Consider the following 21,347-nt stretch of genomic DNA (forward strand, 5'->3'; position numbering starts at 1 on the left):
AAGTCTTGCAGGGGGAGCCAAATTCCAGAAGAAAGACGTCCTAGGACGTCTTTTTTTGTATCTAAATCTAGATTGAATCGAACATTTTAGAGTATAGCCCCTACAGAATTTGATCTTCGAATACGGTACACAGGCGCTCAATCAAGAACTCGAGAAACAAACGAACTCGCCTCGGTTGATACTTTCTACTTAGGTAAATTACATTCAAATCAGCACCTGCTGAAGAGGTCGATGCATTGAAGTTCTTCATGTAACCATTAAGCACTGTCACTAAACGCTGTTGTTTGATATCTTTTTGTACATCTAGAATCGATTTCAACGCAATACCAGCCCCATCCAACGCCCATTGACGAATTACTTCTCCATCATCAGAAAAACGTTTTGGTACCACAGTGACAACGTTGTGCTGCTCTTCATCTTGAAAGTGCCATGTTTTCAGTTCTTCATTGCTGCGAACCATGGCTAAACAATCGTGCTGTGCTAAATCTTGTGGCGTGATCGGCGTGCCTTTCTTTGCCAAGTACTGAGGAGAAGCGCAAAGCACTCGGCGACTAGACGCCAGTTTGCGCGAGATAAGATTACTGTCGGCCAGCTCTCCGTATCGGATAACGATATCCAAGCCGGACTCAGCCAAGTTGGATAAGTTATCGTTCAAATACAGATAAGGGATCACATCGGGATAGAGCTGACTAAATTCCGACAGTATTGGCGAAATGTATTGCTTGCCAATATCACGAGGAGCAGAGATTTTGAGTGTTCCGCGCACTTCTTTGGTGCCAGTTTGGAGCAAGTTTTCCGTCTCTTTAACGCTGTCGATGATTTCCAGACACGCTTGATGATACATCGCGCCAGAGTCCGTCAGTGAAATATGCCTTGTACTACGATTAAGCAATTTCACCCCATAACGGTCTTCCAACGACTGCAATCTTGCTGTCACTGTTGCTGGCGATAAACCGAGCTCTCTACCAGCCGCCGCCAGCCCTTGGTTCTTTATAATGCTGACAAACAGCGTCATATCTGAAAACTTGTCCACGCTCTCTCCTTAAATTTCATTATTCGACTTAATTGAATAATCAATTCAACTATTACCCAATTATCAATTTTCTGCCAATCAATATACTGACCCCATCAAAACGAGATTGGAGAAAAATCATGAAAACAGAAAAAACCGTTTATGTCTTACTCGGTGGCACATCAGGTATTGGTGCTGCACTTAGCCAACAACTTGCAAGCGAAAATGCGGTTGTTCACGTAGCAAGCCGTAAGACAGGTTTAGACATTAGTGATGAACAATCGGTTTACCACTACTTCGAAACCATTGGTGCTTTTGACCATCTTATCGTCACGGCAGGTTCTTATGCTCCAGCAGGCAAAGTGGTGGATGTTGAAGTCTCACAAGCAAAAGACGCTTTTGATACCAAATTTTGGGGCGCCATCAACGCTGCTAAACATGGAGCACGCTACATCAAGAAAGGCGGCTCAATCACGCTAACTTCCGGCATGTTATCGCGCAAAGTTGTTGCTAACACCTACGTAAAAACCGCTATTAACGCAGCCATTGAAGCAACCACGAAAGTACTGGCGAAAGAATTGGCTCCTATCCGAGTGAATGCGGTCAGCCCCGGTTTAACCAAAACAGAGGCGTATCAAGGCATGAGCGAAGACGACAGAAATGCCATGTACAAACGCACACAAAATAGCTTGCCAATAGGCAAAGTTGGTGAAGCCAGTGACGTTGCGAAAGCTTATCGACTTCTGATTGAAAACAGTTATATGACCGGCGCCGTGATCGATGTCGATGGTGGCGCACTGCTTGGCTAACACCAAATAGAAACAAGGTACCAACGCAATAAAAAGCATGGCACCAATGGGTTCAAACGAAATAAAAAAAGAGACTCCCCCATGAATAAAGAAAAAATGCCGCTGCAGGTATGGATCTTAACGCTTGCAGCTTTTGCTATCGGTACCGCGGAATTTGTTATTGCAGGAATTCTTCCTCAAGTCGCCAACTCATTCTCCATCACTGAAGGACAAGCGGGTTACTTAATCAGTGCCTACGCGCTTGCCATTGTATTTGGCGGTCCTCTACTCACAATTTACTTAGCACGCTTTAATAAGAAAGCCGTACTGGCTGGGCTAATGGTGTTGTTTATCCTCGGCAACATATTGTCTGCTTTCGCACCAAACTACTTTGTGCTGATGGTGAGTCGAGTGATCACTGGTTTGGTTCAAGGTCCTTTCTACGGCATCGGTGCCGTGGTAGCGACCAGTTTGGTTTCAGAAAAAATGGCAGGTCGCGCGGTCGGACAGATGTTCGCGGGCTTAACACTGGCTAACGTTTTAGGTGTGCCTAGCGGTACTTGGATTGGCTTGCAATTCGGCTGGCACACCACTTTCTTGACCGTTGCCGCTTTTGGCTTAGTGGCTCTGTTCTTCATCACGTCAGTGATCAAATCGACCGGACACAGCGAAGCAAAAGACGTCAAAGCGCAATTGGCCGCGTTCAAAAACCCAATGCTACTTATCGGCCTAGCGATCACCGTATTTGCTTGGTCGGGGTTCATGACTTTGTATGGCTACATCGCCCCTATTGCCATGCACATCACTGGCTTTGGTGAAAGTGCCGTGACTTGGATTTTAGTTATCGTTGGCATCGGTCTAATTGTTGGCAACACCATAGGTGGTCGTTCATCAGATAAAAACCTACAAAAAGCGTCCATGTTTTGGGCTATCGCGATGATTGTTTCACTCGTACTGGTCGGCCTAACCGTAGACAGCAAAGTACTGTTCATCGCTACCGCCTTTGTATTTGGTATTGCTTCGTTCGCTAACGTACCAGCGATGCAGCTTCGTGTAATGAACCATGGCGGTGAAGGTCAAGAGTTAGCGGCGACGGCAAACATCTCAGCATTCAATTTAGCCAATGCCTTTGGTGGTTTCTTAGGTGGCATGGTGCTCGATAGCCAAATGGGCGCAGGTATGATCCCTTACGCAGCCATCCTTGTTCCACTGATTGGTTTACTCTTCATCGCCAAAGCAAACCGCAAAGAAAGCAAACAAGCTGAGTTAGCACCAAGTTTCAACAACTAACTTCATCCCTATCGGTAGCCCTTATCTAACGCCTACTGAGTTAAATCGGGGCTATTTAATACGAACCACGAGAAAAACGCTATGAAACTCTACATTTACGAACATTGCCCATTTAGTGCTCGCGTCCGCTATGTTGCTGGCATGCTAAATATCCCACTCGACGTCATCAACATTGCGTATGATGACGACAAAACCACCACCGACCTGATTGGAACCAAGCAAGTACCGCTTCTTATCAAAGATAACGATGAAGTGCTAGCAGAAAGCCTAGACATCATCGTTATCTTCCTTGAGCTGGCAAGATCGACAGAGACAAGTCAACCCTCTCAGCAAGTATTGGACTGGCAACAAATCGCGTTTCTTCCACTGCAAAAAGTGGGTTACCCACGTTGGTCAAATATGGATTTGCCAGAGTTTGCCACTCAGTCTGCACAACAAGCTTGGCGCGCTAAGAAGGAAACTGACGCACTCAATTTCGATGCCCTTCTGCAAGACACACCAAACATTGCCAAAGAGGTAGAAGCGCTCATCGAACGTGCGAAAACCGTGTTGAATCTCGACTCCTACCAACATGTGACTTTGGTAGACGAAGCCATCTTATTTTCTATTTTACGTGGCTTTTTCAGTGCCGCAGAAATCCAATGGGACAACACTGTGAAAAATTGGATGGAATCTGTGAGTAACAAAACCCAAGTACCACTACTTAAGTAAGGAACCGATCATGAGCAAACTTTTTGAACCAACACAGCTAAAACAACTGGATTTACAAAACCGTGTAGTCATGGCACCAATGACTCGAGCACGCACCAGCCAGCCGGGTAATATTCCAAACCAGATGATGGCGACTTACTACAAGCAACGTGCGACTGCAGGCTTAATTATTTCAGAAGCCACCCAGATTTCTGATGACTCACAAGGTTACTCTTTCACGCCAGGCGTCTACACCGACGAGCAAGTGGCAGGCTGGAAAGCAGTCACTCAAGCAGCAAAAGAACAAGGCGCAGCCATGTTTTGCCAGTTATGGCATGTTGGTCGTGTCTCGCACCCGACATTCCAAAAAGGTGAACAGCCTATTGCTCCATCGGCACTCAAACCGGTAGAAACCCAAGTGTGGATTGCCGACGAACAAGGCAATGGCAACATGGTCGATTGTGTAGAGCCACGAGCTATGACTCAAGCCGATATTGACCGTGTTGTGAGTGATTTTGCCCATGCAGCTAAACGTGCGATTGAAGCTGGCTTCGATGGCGTCGAAATCCACGGAGGTAATGGTTACCTGATTGATCAGTTCCTACGTACAAATTCAAACCACAGAACCGATAACTATGGCGGTACTCGCGAAAACCGACTTCGCTTTTTATTAGAAGTGGTCGATGCGGTGAGCGAAGCCATTGGTGCCAACAAAGTGGGAGTTAGACTCGCGCCTTTCATCACTTTTAAGGACATGAACTGCCCAGACATTGTGCCAACCATCATCGAAGCATCGAAACAACTTCAAGCTCGTGATATTGCGTACTTGCACCTGTCTGAAGCGGATTGGGACGACGCGCCCGTGATTCCAGAAAGTTTCCGAATCGAACTACGCAAATACTTCACAAACACGATTATCGTCGCAGGCAGTTACACCCAAGATCGTGCCGATGATGTACTCGAAAAAGGTTATGCGGATTTAGTGGCGTTTGGACGCCCGTTTGTTTCTAACCCAGATTTGGTAGCACGCTTAAAGCACCAACAACCTCTGGCTGAGCTGGATGGTTCGACATTATTTGGTGGTAATGAGCATGGATACATCGACTACCCAACACTCCCTTAAAAACACAACGACCTAGACAAAAATAAGTAACCTGAGATATGTCCATAGTGAAAGCTCTTTGATAAAAATATGTATATACAAGAATACTAGCCAAATGGGCATAAAAAGCACAATCATCACAAACGTAATAGTGATTGATCATTGCTACTACTTCATTTTAAACGCGTTCCTCCATTTTGATTTAAATCTGTTTACATATTGACAATTGTACAAATGTTTCACACTATCGAAAACAATTAATGATAATAATTATCATTACGTCGTAATATTTATGCGGATAGTGCCCATGAAATCTCTACATAATGTGATGAACGCTTCATCAATCACTCCTTTACCCAATCTCTACCTTCTAGACCAATCATCAGAAACCGATAATCAACGATCAATGGCCGTTCACCAACACCGCCAAGACATTCAAAATATCTTGGCGGGTCGTGACTCAAGGATGTTGGTGATTATTGGGCCATGTTCAATCCACGACCCTGAGGCTGCAATTGACTATGCACAACGACTCGCAAAGGCACAAAAACAGTTCAGCAGCACTCTTAAATTGGTGATGCGAACCTATTTTGAAAAACCGAGAACGCGGACTGGCTGGAAAGGATACATGGTTGACCCTGATCTCAACGGTCAATTTAACTTACTCAAAGGGCTCAGCTCTAGCCGTGAATTACTCAAGTCAGTCTTAGCGCTGGGTGTACCAACAGCGACTGAGTTTTTAGATACGCATATCGCTCCGTATATCGCGGACCTTATTTGTTGGGGTGCGGTTGGCGCAAGAACCACAGAATCACAACCGCATCGCCAACTCGCGTCGGCATTGCACTGCCCTATTGGTTTTAAAAATGGTACTGACGGCAATACGACAATTGCAATCGATGCGATTCATGCCGCTAACGATTCACATCTGCTGATTATGGCGGGTGAGAATGGACAACCGGTTGCGGTGCAAACTCAAGGTAATCCATATTGCCATATTATTTTACGTGGTGGTGTCACGCCAAACTATGCAAGTCACAGTGTTAAAAGTGCGGCTTATCAATTACACCATAGCCAACTCAGTAGTAGGCTAGTGGTTGACTGCAGCCACGGCAATAGTGGAAAAATCGCTAAGAATCAATTGGATGTAATAAACAACATAGCCCAGCAACTGCTGTCTGGAGAGCGCCACATTGCGGGAGTAATGTGCGAAAGCTTTTTGCAAGGCGGTAGCCAAGCTTTGGATAAAGGCCCGCTCTGCTACGGTCAATCGATCACTGATGAGTGCTTAAGTTGGGAGGATACAATGTGCTTTTTAAATACGCTCGATGATGCGGTCGCAACACTTCAACAGCAGCAATATTGTCAGCCCGCTCCAGTGTAAACGACCACTAAGGTGAAGCTCCCGTTTGCTTCACCTTGCCTACCGTCAGCGGCCTTCACCTAATTATCGAGCGTAGCGCCGCCATCCACTCTCAAATCATGCATGGTGATTTGACTTGCTGCATTGGACATCAAAAACATAACAACCCCAGCAATGTCTTCGGGCTCCGCCATTTTGCCAAGGGGTATCCCCAAACGGTACTGTTCAAGATTACCTTTTATCACTTCTCTTTCACCATATTCGCTGTTCCATAACTGCGTTTGCATTTCGGTGCGTGTTGAGCCTGGGCTAACGATATTGCATCGAATTCCATCGTTTGCAAGCTCAAGAGCTGCGCACTTGACCAACATATGCAAAGCCGATTTAGATGCCGCATATGCTCCAATATTGAGCCGAGGCGTATTCGCTGAATTAGAGCCAATCACAATAACATTGCCACGCTGGCGCACTTTCATTCCTATCGTAACCCCTTGCAAAGCGGCTAAGGTGCCAAACGTATTGACATCAAACATCGCTTTGATCTCTGACATCGATAATTCGGTTATTGAACCAAGGTGCAATGTGCCCGCGCAGCTGATGAAATGAGCAAACTGATAGCGCTCATTCAGTTCTTGTACCCTTTTTTTTACGTCGTCATGATGCTGTAAATCAAGCTCATAGCAATGAAGCTGCTCGGTATAGCGCTCGTTCAAACTCGCTAATTGCTGAGTTAATTGGTGGTGATTTCTATCCGTCGCTACAACTCGATAACCGCTCGCCAGTAAAGATTCCAATACCGCATAACCAATCCCCTGTCCGGCTCCAGTCAATAAAACCGTTTCGTCTAATTTCATCATTTTCCTAACTTTACTCCGTTAAATCCACACTAAACCATAGCCATAACCGAATCTCACCCTCAGTTAATAACATTAATTATCATTTGTTATTGATAATTATTATCATATATAATCTGCGTACTTTAGTGGTTTGTAAAATAATAAGCAATTAGGCGTAACACGTTATTAATGGAGTTTTGGTGATGAAACGTGAAGTTATTGGGTTTTCAAAAATGGCTAATCAGCTATTGGATGAGCACTTAAAAGAATCTCCCTTCTTTTTTGCTTCGCCTCACAACACCATGCTTGGCGTGGGAATTGCTCATCAGTTCAATCAGGCGATCCCATTCTGTGAGCTGGCGGATCAAGCAACCAAGATGCTAGAAGCAGCAAAAACAGATGAGTACGATAATCCTATTTTATTTGCGACGATTCCTTTTAATGAAGAGACGGCGACGCGTTTCTTTATTCCAGAAAAGCTCTATGTTTCTGGTAGCCCGCGGGCCAGTGAAAAAGAGGAGCAGCAGAGCCACAAAGCGACCATTGTTTCACCGCCAACAGGCAACGACTACAAACAAGGAGTCACAACCTTACTTGAGCTGTTTAATACCACCGAACTATCAAAAGTGGTGCTATCACGTTTAGTGAAACTCTCGACTCCGCAACACATCGATCAAACTCGTTTATTGCGTAATCTGTTGTCCATCAATCGCAATGGCTACACTTTTTCTACTGAAATTGGCCCTAACGCCAAGTTAATGGGAGCCAGTCCCGAGTTGTTGTTGGCGAAGAAAGGCGGGTTTATCGTTTCTAACCCCCTAGCGGGCTCGCGGCCTAAATCAAACAATGCGGTGCAAAACCAACAGCGCTCCGCTTCATTACTTGATACGCAAAAAGATCTGAATGAACATGCCTTCGTCGTCGAGGAAGTCGAGAAAGTACTCAGCCGCTACTGCCATAACTTATTTACCCCTATGGTCCCATCAGTGATTGAAACCGAAACGATGCTGCATTTATCAACAGTGCTTGAAGGACAAGCCGATGATCCGATGATTAACTCGCTACGCATTGCAGCAGAGTTACACCCCACACCCGCAGTGTGTGGTTATCCAAGATTATCGGCTTACCAAGCGATTAAGCAGATCGAAACCTTCGACCGCGGCTACTTCACTGGCATGATCGGTTGGTGCGACGCTCGGGGGAATGGCGAGTGGGTTGTCACGATACGCTGCGCGGAAGTGAGCCAAAACGAGATGAGTGTGTTCGCTGGAGCTGGCATTGTGAATGAATCCTCACCGCAGAGTGAACTCGATGAAACAGGGGCAAAAATGAGCACCATTTTGAAAGCCGCTGGTATTGAAATTGATGAATTACTTACCGCCTAAGGAGTGGTCATGAATAATCTTAACCCGACCGATTTTACCCCTTGGCCTGAGCAATTCAGCCAGCGCTATCGTGAACAAGGCTACTGGCAACAAAGAACCTTATTTGATTATTTCAGTGATTCCGTCAAAAAAAGCCCTGACGCCATCGCACTGATTGATGAGTTCGGCCAGTACAGCTATCAAAATTTATATCAGAAAATGATAAGCCTTGCGGCTGGCTTGAGCTCCCTAGGTTTGCAGCGGGGTGATAATGTCGTACTACAAATGGCCAATCGTGCTGAATTCTATCTCTGCTTTTTTGCCTTGACCATGCGGGGCATTAAACCGGTTCTAGCTCTGCCAGCGCACCGCTATCTAGAGCTGAGCTATTTTTGCCAACATACTCACGCCAAAGCCTATATTTTTTCAGACGATATCGTGGGCTTTGACGCGCAGCAAACCGCGCAGAAACTACGAAGTAGTTGCCCTTCTCTCTTGCATACCATTGTTTGCGGTCAATCCTCACACGAGCAAATTCAGGAATTAGATACGCTTTACCACTGCAGAGAAGACGATCCTATTACTGATTCGGTCTTTGCTGATCAAGTGGCTTTTTTTCAGCTTTCCGGCGGAACGACCGGTACTCCCAAATTGATCCCTCGTACGCACAATGACTACGCTTATAGCGTACTTGGTAGCATTCAAATTTGTCAGTTTGGCCCACAAACGAGGTATTTGTGTGTTCTTCCCGTTGCGCATAACTTTCCACTCAGCTCGCCCGGTGCACTGGGCGTCTTTTATGCCGGCGGTTGTGTCGTGCTCGCTTCCGATACCACACCGCACACCGCTTTCCGTTTAATTGAGAAGCACCACATTACTGTCGCAGCACTAGTGCCGCCGTTAGCGCTACTGTGGATGAAATACGCCGAGTCCGCTACAGAAAACATCGCGAGCCTCACTCTGGTACAAGTCGGCGGAGCGAAGTTTAGTGAAGCCGCAGCAATGCGCTTACCGACGACTCTTCACTGTCAATTACAGCAAGTGTTTGGAATGGCTGAAGGGTTGGTTAATTACACACGACTTGATGACCCACTCAGCGTGATTGTTACTACTCAAGGACGTCCAATCTCAGCTGATGATGAAGTGATGATAATCAACGATGAGGGTGAGCCCGCTGCGGTGGGTGAGGAAGGCTTGCTCATGACCAGAGGCCCTTATACGATTCGAGGTTATTACCGAGCTCCAGAACATAACCAACGCTCATTCACCGACCAAGGCTTCTATATCACAGGTGACAGAGTGCGTAGGACGGCTGAAGGCAATATTATCGTCACGGGACGAGAGAAAGATCAGATCAATCGTGGTGGTGAAAAAATCGCAGCCGAAGAGGTTGAAAACCTGCTACTTCAACATCAGGATGTTCATGATGTGGCTTTGGTTGCTATTGCTGATGAGTTTCTTGGTGAACGCAGTTGCGCCATTGTCGTGCCAGATAACGGTAAAACGCTCAAACCCATTACTCTCAAACGATTTTTACACGCTCAAGGATTAGCAGAATTTAAGATCCCTGATCACATCCATTTCGTCGATGAATTACCCAAAACCCCTGTGGGAAAAGTCGACAAAAAATGGTTAAGAACGCAATACTCTCACTAATCATGGCAATACAGGCGCTCAAATAACTTAAAGATAAAAAAGCCGATATCGTCGATATCGGCTTTTGCTGGGCGATGCGTTCTCTTTCCCTATTCTAGTGGTCCGGTATACTCAAACTGGTTGCTCTTCAGTAGAACGCGTGTCCGTTACTTGATGTGACGACTGAGCAACAACACTAGGCTCCATCACATGCCACCACTCTCTTAAAGTTGAATATTTAATCATCTCTGAAAAGGCGCACTCTATGCCCATCTTGCGCCATGATTCAAATAAGGTAACCGCGCGGATAGAATCTAAGCCAAGAAAAGTGAGCTTCTCATCTACATCCACTTCATCTAAATCGAGATCCAATAGCTCAGCCACTTGCTGACGCATCTGTTCAAGGCTCAATAATCTGGTTTCTTGACTGTGGATCATTTGTGGTTTTAATGCCTCAAGCGAAGTCACGCAGCCAACACGCTCTGTGATGTATTTCAACGTATGATGATGATCTTCCAAAGAGAAGTCAGCCACAGCATCACCGACCACAAAAGGCTGTATATCCAACATAAAGGCATCTAACGCCGTTGATAAGATACCTATATGTGCATAGACACCCACAATGATCAACTGGTCACGCTGTGTCTCTTTCATCCACTCCAACAGCGGCGTTTTCTTAAACGCGCTATAACGCCATTTGGTGTATTGGATATCCCCGTCTTCAGGTGAAAGCTCAGACACAATCTCAGTATCTTTTGTCAGCCCTGTTCCCCAAAAATCAGTCAGTAGCGCTCTCTCTACTGGGTCTTGGTTAGGGGGTTGAGCTGTGTACACCACGGGGATATTGGCCTGACGAGCCAGTGATTTCAGCTCTGAAATATTCGCTAATAACTCAGGAACGGGTGCCTGAGAATGATCAAAAAAGTTGATAAAGTACTTTTGCATATCGTGAATGAGCAGTACCGCTCTATCCGCTTGGACATGCCAGTGAACTTTATTTTTCGGAAATGTTTCAGCCAACGGAATGGAGTAGCTGGCTATTTTGGGAATCGCCATAAATATAATCCTTGTTAAAAGAAGCTTTTCTCGTTCGTGATGCCTTAAAGCCAATAACGACTTCAGAAATAAGAGGCTCGTATTCGTCGACAACCGCCACCTAAATAGTAACAATTATCATTTCATTAATACTAAAGCAGTCTACGCATAAAAATCAATTGTTAATGAGATTAATTCTCAATTATATGTGCAACATGTCGCTCTCGACTCACGGCAACACAACAAGAGCCCACCACAAAACGAATAGCTAATTCATCGTTTGCGCCGCAGGTTGGGAAGTGACCTCATCTGAGGAGACGTTAGGTTCTGAGCTTGTGCTAACGATAAGCGCTGGATCAAACAGAGTCGCTTGGCGTAATGAGCGAAATGCCATCACCATCAACGCACCAATTCCCGTTGCACCCAAACCAAAAGTGAGGATCGACATCGTTGGTGCTAGCACTTTACCCAACGCCCCTAAACCGAGTGCTCCAATCGAGTCTCCCGATACATCTTGCGCCGTCCATAAGCTACTTACGCGGCCTAACAGATGATCTGGAGTGTGTCCTTGTACGATCGAATATTGAATCAAAGAAGCGATCGAACCCAAATAACCATAGCCAACTAAGATGAGAGCAAACCACCAAAAATTATTCACAAGCCCCATAGCCACAATCGCTAAAAATGAACCTAACGTCGCGTAGATTAAGACCATTCCTGGCTTTTGCGACTGTTTTACCCAACCTGAAGTCAGTGCGCCACACATCGCCCCCAACGGAATGGCCGAATACATCACACCTGCGTTAGCGGCGGTGCCCTGAAATGAGACTAAAGCTAACGCAGGGAACATCACTCTAATCGCAGTTGCTAATGTTTCGAGTGTGCCAAACAGCACCACACAGCCAACCACTTTGTTTGAAAATAGAAATTGAACACCTTCATACAGTGATTGAAATGGATTCTCTGGCGAATGATGTTGCGGTTTCATCGAAGGTAATCTAAACAGTGGGATCAGCGTACAAAGCGTTCCAACAGAAGCCGCAATATAGTTCCAACTGACATCACCGACAGTGATCAGTAAGCCGCCAATCGCTGGTGAGAGAACCATACCTAATCGAACCGTTAACATGCTCAATGCGGCAGCTTCAGGTAATTTTTGTCGCCCAACAATGGTCGGTAAAGCAGCCATCAAGGCCGTCATACCCATAGCGCCAAAAAAACCATCCCACACCGAGAGGATATAGAGAGCCGCTAAGGAGGATTGCGCGACTATGCTATTGAATGCTAATGCAGCAAACCCAATACCACAGGTCGCGCGTGCGAACAAAATCAATCGACGGCGATCGTACTTATCGGCCAATACGCCTCCTAGCAGCAGGCCAACAAACATCCCGATACCATCCAATGCCATGATAAGACCTACCTGCAAGGTCGAACCGGTCATTTGATGTATCTGTATCGGCACTGCGACCGTCATCATGCCAAGAGCAAGCACTGACATCATGCGGGCCATAAAGACCATTCGGAAATGTGGGTTGTTTTTCAGTAGGCTAAAATCTAAAAATATATTCTTTATATTCATACTATTATCTATTCAAACCAGAATGTAATGCTTTCAAAACATCGCGAAGATTAAGACGAAACCAGCCTTGATACGCATTGGTTTCGTCGATGGTGGTTTTTGTTATTTTTTCAGTGCAGCCTTCGACTCCAGCAGCGTATTTAAACATTCGCCAATCTGGCGTACATTTTCTGGGGCCAAAATATCTTCATGTGAACAATCAAACTGATGTTTAATCAACTGGCCGACAAAAGATTGCCAATGAGCATCAATATCATAACCATCTGGCACCGTACGTTGCGCCACGAAAAGGTGGGCCGGACCTTGATAATCAGACGTTTGTGCCTGTGCAAGTAGACGTACCGCATCTTCATAGTTAGCGGTAATCTCATTGAACATCGCCAAACGTTGCTCATCTAATTCAATATCGGTTAGCTCATTGATGGCCAGAAACTGCTCTTTTTCACGCTCAATTTCGTACTGCTCTTCTTCATCCATCGGGCCATCCCAGCTCTGACCCTCCGGTGGATAGGTATCCAATAACCCTAAAAAGTGCACCTCTTCACCCTGCTGTTGAAGCTTCGCGGCCAATTTTTGTGCCACAATCCCGCCAAATGAATAGCCTAATAGATGGTAAGGTCCAAATGGCTGTATCTCTCTTAAGACGGGTAATAAACGATCACACACTTCTTCCATCGTTTCACTGGTCGCCATCGCTCCGCCGGGCCGAGGTGATTGCAAACCATAAATGGGATAATGTCCTGTCAGATATTTAGGTAGCCCTGTGTATTGCCAAGCAAAGCCAGAAGCAGAGTTGACGCAAAAAAGTGCTGGGCCACTTCCGGCACGGATAGGCAGCACTTCGCCAAAACCAGCTAAGGTGGGGTCGTTAAAAGCATCTTCATCCAGCAACAAACTCGCCAGTTTCTCCACCGTAGGATTGACCATGATTTGACCAACTGTGACAGGTAGGTTTAGCGCTCTTCGAATATCTGCCGCTAATTTCATCGCCAGCAGTGAATGCCCGCCGAGCGTAAAGAAGTCATCATCAGCAAACAGTGTTTCGACAGCCAATACTTGAGCAAATAGCGTCACCAATTGTGTTTCAAGGCCCGGATGAGCCTTGCGCCCTACCCGTGCTGCGACGTCATTTGGCCGCGGTAATGCTTTTTTATCTAGCTTACCGTTGGCGCTCAGCGGGTAGTGATCCAGTAACACGATAGCCGCCGGAACCATATGGGCTGGTAAATGTTCGGAAAGTTCAGCGCGTAGCTTCTCGCCATTCGTTACGCTCATATCATGCGCGATGACGTAACCGATAATTTGCCGTTCATCAGCGCCTAACATACCTGAATGAGTAGAGAGCGTCTGAGCACAGACCACCGCTTGTTTTACCGCAGGAAGTGCCTGTAATGCGCTTTCAATTTCACCCAGTTCCACACGCTGCCCGCGAATTTTTATCTGATCATCACTGCGTCCTAAATACTCAATCGAGCCACACGCTAACCAACGTACGACATCACCAGTGCGGTACATTCGCTCGCCACAAGTAAATGGATTGGCGATAAACCGATCCGCCGTTAACGCACTGCGATTAAAGTAACCGATGGCTAATTGCTCGCCAGCAAGATAGAGCTCGCCCGGCACACCGATTGGCACCGCTCTTAAAAAGCTATCGAGCACATAAACTTGGGTGTTCCATACCGGTAAACCAATCGGTGCACTACGGCCAACGCTTGCGTTTAATGCCTCGCCGTAAGCTGGATAGTAAGTCACGTCAACCGCCGCTTCCGTCGGGCCGTACAAGTTATGCAGCGGTGCATTAATTCTACGTGCGTACTGATGGCAGAGCTCTTTCGCAAGCGCTTCACCTGAGCAAAATACTTGCTTGAGGCTTGGTGCTACGGTGAAACCCGTTGGGTGAGTTGCTTCAATTGAGGCCATGAAAGCTGCCAGCATTGAAGGTACAAAGTGCATCGTGGTCACGTGATAATCGTCAATTATTTGCAATAACCATTCAGGGTCTTTATGCGCTTCAGCCGGAGCCATCACTAAGCTCGCCCCTTCCAGTAAGGGCCAGAAAAACTCCCACACGGAGACATCAAAACTGCACGGCGTTTTTTGCAATACCACATCATCAGAGCTCAAGGGATATTGGTGCTGCATCCACTTCAATCGGTTGACAATCGCTTGATGAGAAACCAACACCCCTTTGGGGTTACCCGTTGAACCCGAAGTGTAAAGCAAGTAGGCCGCATTTGAGGGGGTAAGCCCATCTGCGCGGTTCTGCCGCTCTTCTGCGCGCACGGGGGCTGGTAACTTATCCAACAACAATAGCGCCGCTAAACCTTCAAAACGTGAGGTGAATGAAGAGCAAGTGATGATCAGTGCAGGCTTAGCATCATTGATCATGTAGGCCAAGCGCTCATCCGGATAGCCAACATCCAACGGTAAATAAGCCGCACCACATTCGATAATACTGTAGATCGCCAAGCTCAAGGTTGCGCTGCGTGGCAAGGCAACAGCAACAATATCCCCGGCCTTAACACCTTGCTGAAGCAGCAAATCGGCAATGGCGGCCACCTGCTCAGCCAGTGCTTGATAGGTAAAACGGTGCTCACTATCAATTAAAGCCAACTGATGTGGAGAACGTTGTTGCTGCGTGATCATCAAATCACGCAGTGTCATGCGTTCAACGGCGGTTTTGGTCTGGTTGACGCGTTGCTGCAATTCAATTTCGCCACTTAACCGCAGATCCCATTCAGCGAAAGGCTTATCACTCGAAACCATAAACTCATCCAGCATTTGCTCAAATCGTTGTACGATCTGTTTTGCTACGCCGACTCGGTCTCGATATTCAAACAGGATATGCAGTTGCTCTCCCGGTAAGACGAGAATAGTTAATGGATAATGGGTATAGCCACGATTGTGGATAGCCATTAATTTCGCGCCGCTAAAATCTTGCTGGTACCAACGGCTATGATCTGGATAGTTTTCGACCACCAGCAAGGTATCAAAGAGTGTTTTTCCACCCACCAGTTGCTGGATCTCACCCAAGCCAAGTTCGTCGTGCTCCAGTAATTGGATTTGGATCGCTTGGTGCGCTTTTAATTGTTCACTCAAACTAAGGTGAGGTTGCAGTGTCACACGGACAGGCACGGTATTACTGAATAACCCTATCTGTTCATCAATACCAGCAATACGGCTGAACCGACCAGAGATTGGCGTACCAAAAACCACCTCTTCGCGGCCCGTCATGCTGGCGAGGATACTCGCCCAAAGGCCTTGCATTAAGGTGCTCATGGTTAAGCCATGATGTCGTAAACACTGATTTAACTGATCCGTTTTATGCTTTGATAGCCATAACTGATGCTCGTTAACTTCCTCGCTAAGTGGAATATCATCAAAAGCCATACACGGCTGAACATCAGCTAATACTTTGCGCCAAAGCTCGGTCGCAACAGTTTTATCGCGCTGCGTTAGCTGGCTCACAACGTGAGCATAACCGACGGTTACCGGAGGTAAGTTCGAGACCCCTTGGGCGTATGCACTAAGAAAATCATTCAATAAAATCGGCGTTGACCAGCCATCGACCACCAGATGATGTGCTGAAAGGAGCAGTGTGCTTTGCTGATCACCATGAAAAATCAACTGGGCCTGCAACAGGCTGTGGGTAGGATCGTTAAGGCCAAACTGGCGGCTTAGCTCTTGCTTCTCTAACTGATCAATCAACGCGCTTTGCTCATCACCACTCATATTTGTTATGTCATAACGTGTCAGTGGCCAGCTTGGGTTAACCTGCGTCATCACCTGTACAGTGCGCCCCAATATCGAACTATCAAATCGAGCGAGCAACTGCGGATGACGCCTAATCACCGCATTAAGCGCTTCGCTCACGCGATGTTCAGACAGTTGACCTTGGAAAGTAAGACGCGTGGTGGAGTTATAACTGCTATTTTTATCTCCTAATTGAGATTGGAACAGCAATCCTTCTTGCAAAGGCAATGCTGGCAGTACATCCGCTAACTTGCCATAGTGGTGTTGCAATAGGCTCGCTTGTCGCAGTGTGATTCCCGGCTCGGTATAGTCAGCAGGTACAGAGAGGTCAAACTCAGCACTATCGCTAACTTGTAGCGCTTGCTGTATTTTGAGCAGCTCACTTTCAATCTGTTGGCTCAGCGACACCATTTCCTGTTGGCTGAACAGATGAGCATTCCAAGACCAGTTGAGCACCAATCGCGGCGTTGCCGATTCTTCGACGAAAATATTTAGCTCTAAGGGATGCTGCAATGCCCGTTCACTGTTTAAGGTGACGGCAAATGTATCGGCAAACTGCCCACTATATTGCTGTGGTGACCACTGACCATCGCTGCTTTGGAAACGGCCAAGGTAATTAAACAGCAATGACGGTTGGCGTGTATTCGCCAACGTGCGTAACTCATCTCGATACGGATTATCAAGATAGCGCAGCACCATATAACCTAGCCCTTTATCTTTCACACTGCGCTTACTTTGCTTCACTTCACGTAATCGCTCGCGGTAATCACCCTGCTTTGGCACGCTAATGATCAACGGATATTCGGTGGTAAACCACCCTAGGGTTTGGTTGAGATCGATCCCCTCTTTACACTCTTCACGGCCATGAGATTCGACGTTCACTTTAATCTCGTCACACCCATAAAGTCTTGCGATCACCCCCGTGATCGCGGCTAATAGCATCTCTTCAATATCTAGATTCGTCTGGTGTGTGGGTAATTCCAATAACGGCTGCGTAACGGCATGAGAGAGTGGCGTACGCCAATGCGTCATGCGTATTTTATCGACAGGATCCTTGATGGGAGCAACAGCACGCTGTGCCTGCGCTCGCCAAAATGGCATTTGCGCAGCAGCGACCGCTAAATGTTGATACAGCGCTTTTGACCAACAATGGATACCAGTAACCTCCTCAGAAATCACCGCCACTTCACCTGTGACTTGTGCTTGAGTTAATGCCTGCAACTGCGGAAGCAATATTCGCCAAGAGACACCATCGATAAGGAAATGGTGAGCAAGGATCATGAGATTTTTACGCCCACTGCGCTCCGTTATCATCACCAAGCGTAATAGCTGACCCGATGATATTGACATCGACTGACTGCGCTGGCTAAACAGACTGTCCAATACGGGGCCATCTAGCCTCTCAACCGAAACCGATTCAACCCAGTTTTTTACATCAAGATTTTGCAGCGCCTCAATATGGTATTGCTGTTCTTTTTGGACCAAGCGACATACGGAATGGTTGGCGACCAGTTGCACTAAACTGGCTTGCAAGTGCGCTAATTGGGTTTCGCTTTCCACCTCAACAAGCACACTTTGCACATAACTGGTTGTATTAGAAAATGTCTCCTCAAACCATTGCCACATAGGTAGAGGCCGAATAATGCCTTCTTGTTTCTCGCGCTGTTGTTGCTGTAGTGGCACCATTTGGCCCGCCATCATACCCAGTTGACGGGCTGCAAAAATAGCTTTGGGTCGTAGATCATAGCCCGCCGTTCGCAATCGCGTCCCAAGACTCATTGCCGAAATACTGTCCCCGCCTAGGTTAAAGAAGTCATCTGACATTCCTACGTCACTGACACCGAGTAGCTCGGTGATCGCATCACATAACAACTGCTCTGGTTGGGTTATTGGGGCCACGCGTTCGCTACGCATGCCTGCCGAGTACTTAGGGAGCGCTTTTCTATCGATTTTCCCATTCACATTCAAAGAGAAAGCATCCAAGATCATCACATTGGTTGGCTGCATATAGTCAGGCAGCGCCTGTGCGATAAGACTTTGCAGTCTTTGCTCTGTGAACGTGGGTTGAACTGACTCACCCTGAGCCCCTTTTTCCAAAGTACAGTAAGCCAATAAACGATGAGTATCGCCAACAGGCTCTGCCACGACTACCGTCGTATTAACACCATCAATCGCATTAATAGCGCTTTCTACATCGCCCAATTCAATACGAAAACCGCGAATTTTGATTTGGTGATCACACCGGCCAACAAAATCAAGTAGCCCATTGTCTCGCCACTTCACCAAATCACCAGTGCGGTACATTATCTTGCCATACGCAAAGGGGTTCGCCACAAAACGTTCTGCTGTCATACTTGGCTGGTTGAGGTAGCCCTTTGCTAACCCCGCACCCGATAAATAAAGCTCACCCACCTCACCAATAGCGACAGGCTCTAAATTTTCATCAAGCACGTAAACACAAGCTCCGGCAATCGGTCGACCAATGACAGGCGATGCATCTGCATCAAGCGAAGCGCTGATCGCATCAACCGTAAATTCTGTTGGTCCATAAAAGTTTTCCACCAGCAGTTCGGGAAACTCACTCACACGTGACCAAAGCTTTTGTGGTATGGCTTCACTACCAATCAAAACTAACGTCGGCACGTGAGCACTCGTCATTAATCCACTATCGAGCATTTGATCAAACAGTAAAGGCGGTAAATCAAGAGCATCGATATTATCTTCAGCAACACACTGAACCAGTTCGTAGGCGTCTTTCCGTTGTTCATCGTCATACAAATACATAGTATGGCCAGACAACATCCAGAGTACTTGCTCCCAAGAAGCATCGAAGGAGAATGACGTCGTATGCGCTGCACGAACAGTAATAGCTTGTTCTGGTAACTGACGACGTGTCGCCAGTTTTCTGATAGCCGCAGAAAAAATCGAACCTTGATGAGAGCGCAGTAAATTCAACAGCGCTCCATGTGTGTTCATGACCCCTTTCGGGTGACCAGTCGAACCTGAAGTAAAGATGATATAAGCCACGTCGCTGTGACTGATCGTCGGTTTGGGTTGTGGCGCAGTGTGAATGCGAGCCAATTCAGGAAGAGCAATAAACCTAGGGACGTAGCTTATCGATGAATAAGCCATGTTTTGCTCATCCTCCTCCACAACTAAGCACCAAGGACGTGCTTGTTCAACAATCGATTCAATACGTTCTATGGGATAATCAAGATCGATAGGCAGGTAAATCGCACCCGCTCGCAAAATCGCTAGCATAGTCACGACGCTTTCAGGCCCACGTCGTAACGCGACACCTGCAATATCACCTTGGCGCAAGCCCGCGGTAATCAGTTGATCCGCTCGAGTTTCAATGAGGTGATTGAAGGCATCAAATGTCCAACGCTGCTGTTTAAACACCAAGGCATCTTCGTTTGGCTTGCTCTCAACTGTCTGCTGCCACACATCCAGCACGGTTTGCTCTGTTTCATGTTCATGTTGTGGCCCCACCGACCACAAAGCAATCTGCTGCTTCTCGCTCGGCGGGATTAACTCTACCAAATCAAGTGGCTGTGTTGGATGGTTGGCAATCTGCTCTACCATCGCAACGAAACGAGCGGCATGAAGTTCTAATGACTCTTGGCTATATTTGGTGCTGTTGGCCGTGATATTAACACTCAGTGTCTGACCATCGAGCACTGGCGAAAATTCAATCTCATCAATCGGACCTGCCGAGAGGATATGTGTCTCAGTCTCTACGCCAGATAAACTCAATGTAGCTTCAAAGGGTTTAAAGTTGAGTATCGGGCCATAGAGCGGCTGGCCTACTAATCCCAAATCACGTTGGATCTGCTCAGCGCCATACATTTGATGGCGACGAACTTGGCGGATGGTTTTATTCATCTCTCGCGCCACATCAATAATGCTCATTTGTGGATGAAGTGACAGCGCCACCGGCAGTACATTCACTACCGCACCAGCGGCACAAGTGGCGGCATTGCCCATTCGGCGCATAAAGGGGACACCAACACACACTTGCTCTTGCCCAGAATGTAAATGGAGATAAGCAAATACCATCGCCATCGCAAGCTCGGCGGGTAACAACTGTGGACTATAGCAAGTTAACCACTCTCCACCGATTAATGGCACGGTGTGAGTGATCGTGCTCGATGATGTATTGGCTGCGCTACCTGTGGTGAGCGAAATAACATTGGGTAAATGATCCGCTTGCGTTTGCCAAAAGTCGTACGCCTGCTGGCGCGCTGCTGAGTCTAAAAATTGCTGATATTCTTGAATTACATTACTAAAAGCGCTGAACTCTTGAGGTTTCGCAGCGCCAATCCGCCAATGGTTATAAAGTTGGCAGATGTATTGACTGATGGCATTCACACTGAACCCATCCACATCAATATGATGGTAACGTTGATACCAAAACCATTGCGGTGCATTGCTTGAACCAACATCAATTAAACAGTGTCGGAAACGTCTCTTTCTTGATGAAATGTCCAACCGCTGCGCAAGATCGTGCTTCATCCACTCCCGAGCCGACTCTTCTGGTAAGGCGGCTTGTGAAAAGTCGAGGATTTCAAGCCACTGCCCTTCTTCATCCGCTGGATAAAACTGCTGCCTCACGCTGCCATCGCTCTCTAGATAATGGCAGTGAAGGGAATCAACGCCTTGCAAGCCGATGGCTACCGCGTTTGAAAATAACTCAATATCGATTTGACCTTGAATCACCACGTAGTGGGCAACATTAAATTGCTCTGGATTGGGCATCATCTGCTCGGCAAACCAAATACCTTGCTGTGTGCCGATAAGAGGCCACTGATCCTCTTGCACTGATGAGTTGTGCATCTCTTTATTCCTAACAAAAGTCATTGCCTATGTCCCTTTTTGTTACCCCGCTTAACAA

Annotated in this window: 12 protein-coding genes; 7 read left to right on the forward strand and 5 right to left on the reverse strand. The window is 46.9% G+C overall.

Going from position 1 to position 21,347, the window contains the following annotated elements:
* Nucleotides 1–100: 100 nt before the first annotated feature.
* A complete protein-coding gene (locus tag PL85_RS09100; RefSeq protein WP_064624849.1) occupies nt 101–1,033 on the reverse strand; it encodes a LysR family transcriptional regulator in 933 nt (310 codons plus the stop codon).
* A gap of 119 nt (nt 1,034–1,152) precedes the next feature.
* Here PL85_RS09100 and PL85_RS09105 point away from each other — a divergent pair, with 119 nt between their 5' ends.
* From PL85_RS09105 to PL85_RS09125, 5 genes are all read left to right on the forward strand, one after another.
* Nucleotides 1,153–1,821: an SDR family oxidoreductase gene (locus PL85_RS09105; RefSeq protein ID WP_019282887.1), complete on the forward strand. Its 669-nt coding sequence runs from the start codon at nt 1,153–1,155 to the stop codon at nt 1,819–1,821.
* An 81-nt stretch (nt 1,822–1,902) separates the two neighbouring features.
* Entirely contained in the window at nt 1,903–3,090 is a 1,188-nt protein-coding gene (locus PL85_RS09110) for an MFS transporter (protein WP_115339648.1), read from the forward strand.
* An 81-nt stretch (nt 3,091–3,171) separates the two neighbouring features.
* Nucleotides 3,172–3,801, forward strand: a complete 630-nt coding sequence (locus tag PL85_RS09115; RefSeq protein WP_115339647.1) for a GrxB family glutaredoxin — start codon at nt 3,172–3,174, stop codon at nt 3,799–3,801.
* A 10-nt stretch (nt 3,802–3,811) separates the two neighbouring features.
* Nucleotides 3,812–4,903: an alkene reductase gene (locus PL85_RS09120; RefSeq protein ID WP_064624846.1), complete on the forward strand. Its 1,092-nt coding sequence runs from the start codon at nt 3,812–3,814 to the stop codon at nt 4,901–4,903.
* Nucleotides 4,904–5,189: 286 nt separating this feature from the next.
* Nucleotides 5,190–6,266 (forward strand): 3-deoxy-7-phosphoheptulonate synthase, encoded by a 1,077-nt coding sequence (locus PL85_RS09125; RefSeq protein ID WP_088728737.1) that lies wholly within the window; start codon nt 5,190–5,192, stop codon nt 6,264–6,266.
* 59 nt (nt 6,267–6,325) lie between these two features.
* Here PL85_RS09125 and PL85_RS09130 read toward each other — a convergent pair whose 3' ends face one another.
* Complete coding sequence (locus PL85_RS09130) at nt 6,326–7,102, reverse strand: 2,3-dihydro-2,3-dihydroxybenzoate dehydrogenase (protein ID WP_115339646.1); 777 nt, start codon at nt 7,100–7,102, stop codon at nt 6,326–6,328.
* A 176-nt stretch (nt 7,103–7,278) separates the two neighbouring features.
* Between PL85_RS09130 and PL85_RS09135 the strand changes: the two genes are divergently transcribed.
* Complete coding sequence (locus tag PL85_RS09135; protein ID WP_019281787.1) at nt 7,279–8,466, forward strand: isochorismate synthase; 1,188 nt, start codon at nt 7,279–7,281, stop codon at nt 8,464–8,466.
* A gap of 3 nt (nt 8,467–8,469) precedes the next feature.
* Entirely contained in the window at nt 8,470–10,101 is a 1,632-nt protein-coding gene (gene vabE / locus PL85_RS09140; RefSeq protein ID WP_115339645.1) for a 2,3-dihydroxybenzoate-AMP ligase VabE, read from the forward strand.
* Nucleotides 10,102–10,212: 111 nt separating this feature from the next.
* On the opposite strand, the gene PL85_RS09145 is transcribed toward vabE, so the two are convergent.
* From PL85_RS09145 to vabF, 3 genes are all read right to left on the reverse strand, one after another.
* Nucleotides 10,213–11,136 carry an isochorismatase family protein gene (locus tag PL85_RS09145; protein ID WP_094124597.1) on the reverse strand — a complete coding sequence of 308 codons (924 nt, stop codon included), beginning with the start codon at nt 11,134–11,136 and terminating at the stop codon, nt 10,213–10,215.
* A gap of 247 nt (nt 11,137–11,383) precedes the next feature.
* Nucleotides 11,384–12,697 carry a vanchrobactin export MFS transporter VabS gene (vabS, locus tag PL85_RS09150; RefSeq protein WP_115339643.1) on the reverse strand — a complete coding sequence of 438 codons (1,314 nt, stop codon included), beginning with the start codon at nt 12,695–12,697 and terminating at the stop codon, nt 11,384–11,386.
* 102 nt (nt 12,698–12,799) lie between these two features.
* A complete protein-coding gene (gene vabF, locus PL85_RS09155; protein ID WP_115339642.1) occupies nt 12,800–21,289 on the reverse strand; it encodes a vanchrobactin non-ribosomal peptide synthetase VabF in 8,490 nt (2,829 codons plus the stop codon).
* Between the last annotated feature and the right edge of the window lie 58 nt (nt 21,290–21,347).

This window comes from Vibrio anguillarum, from assembly GCF_001989995.2.
GTDB lineage: Bacteria > Pseudomonadota > Gammaproteobacteria > Enterobacterales > Vibrionaceae > Vibrio > Vibrio anguillarum.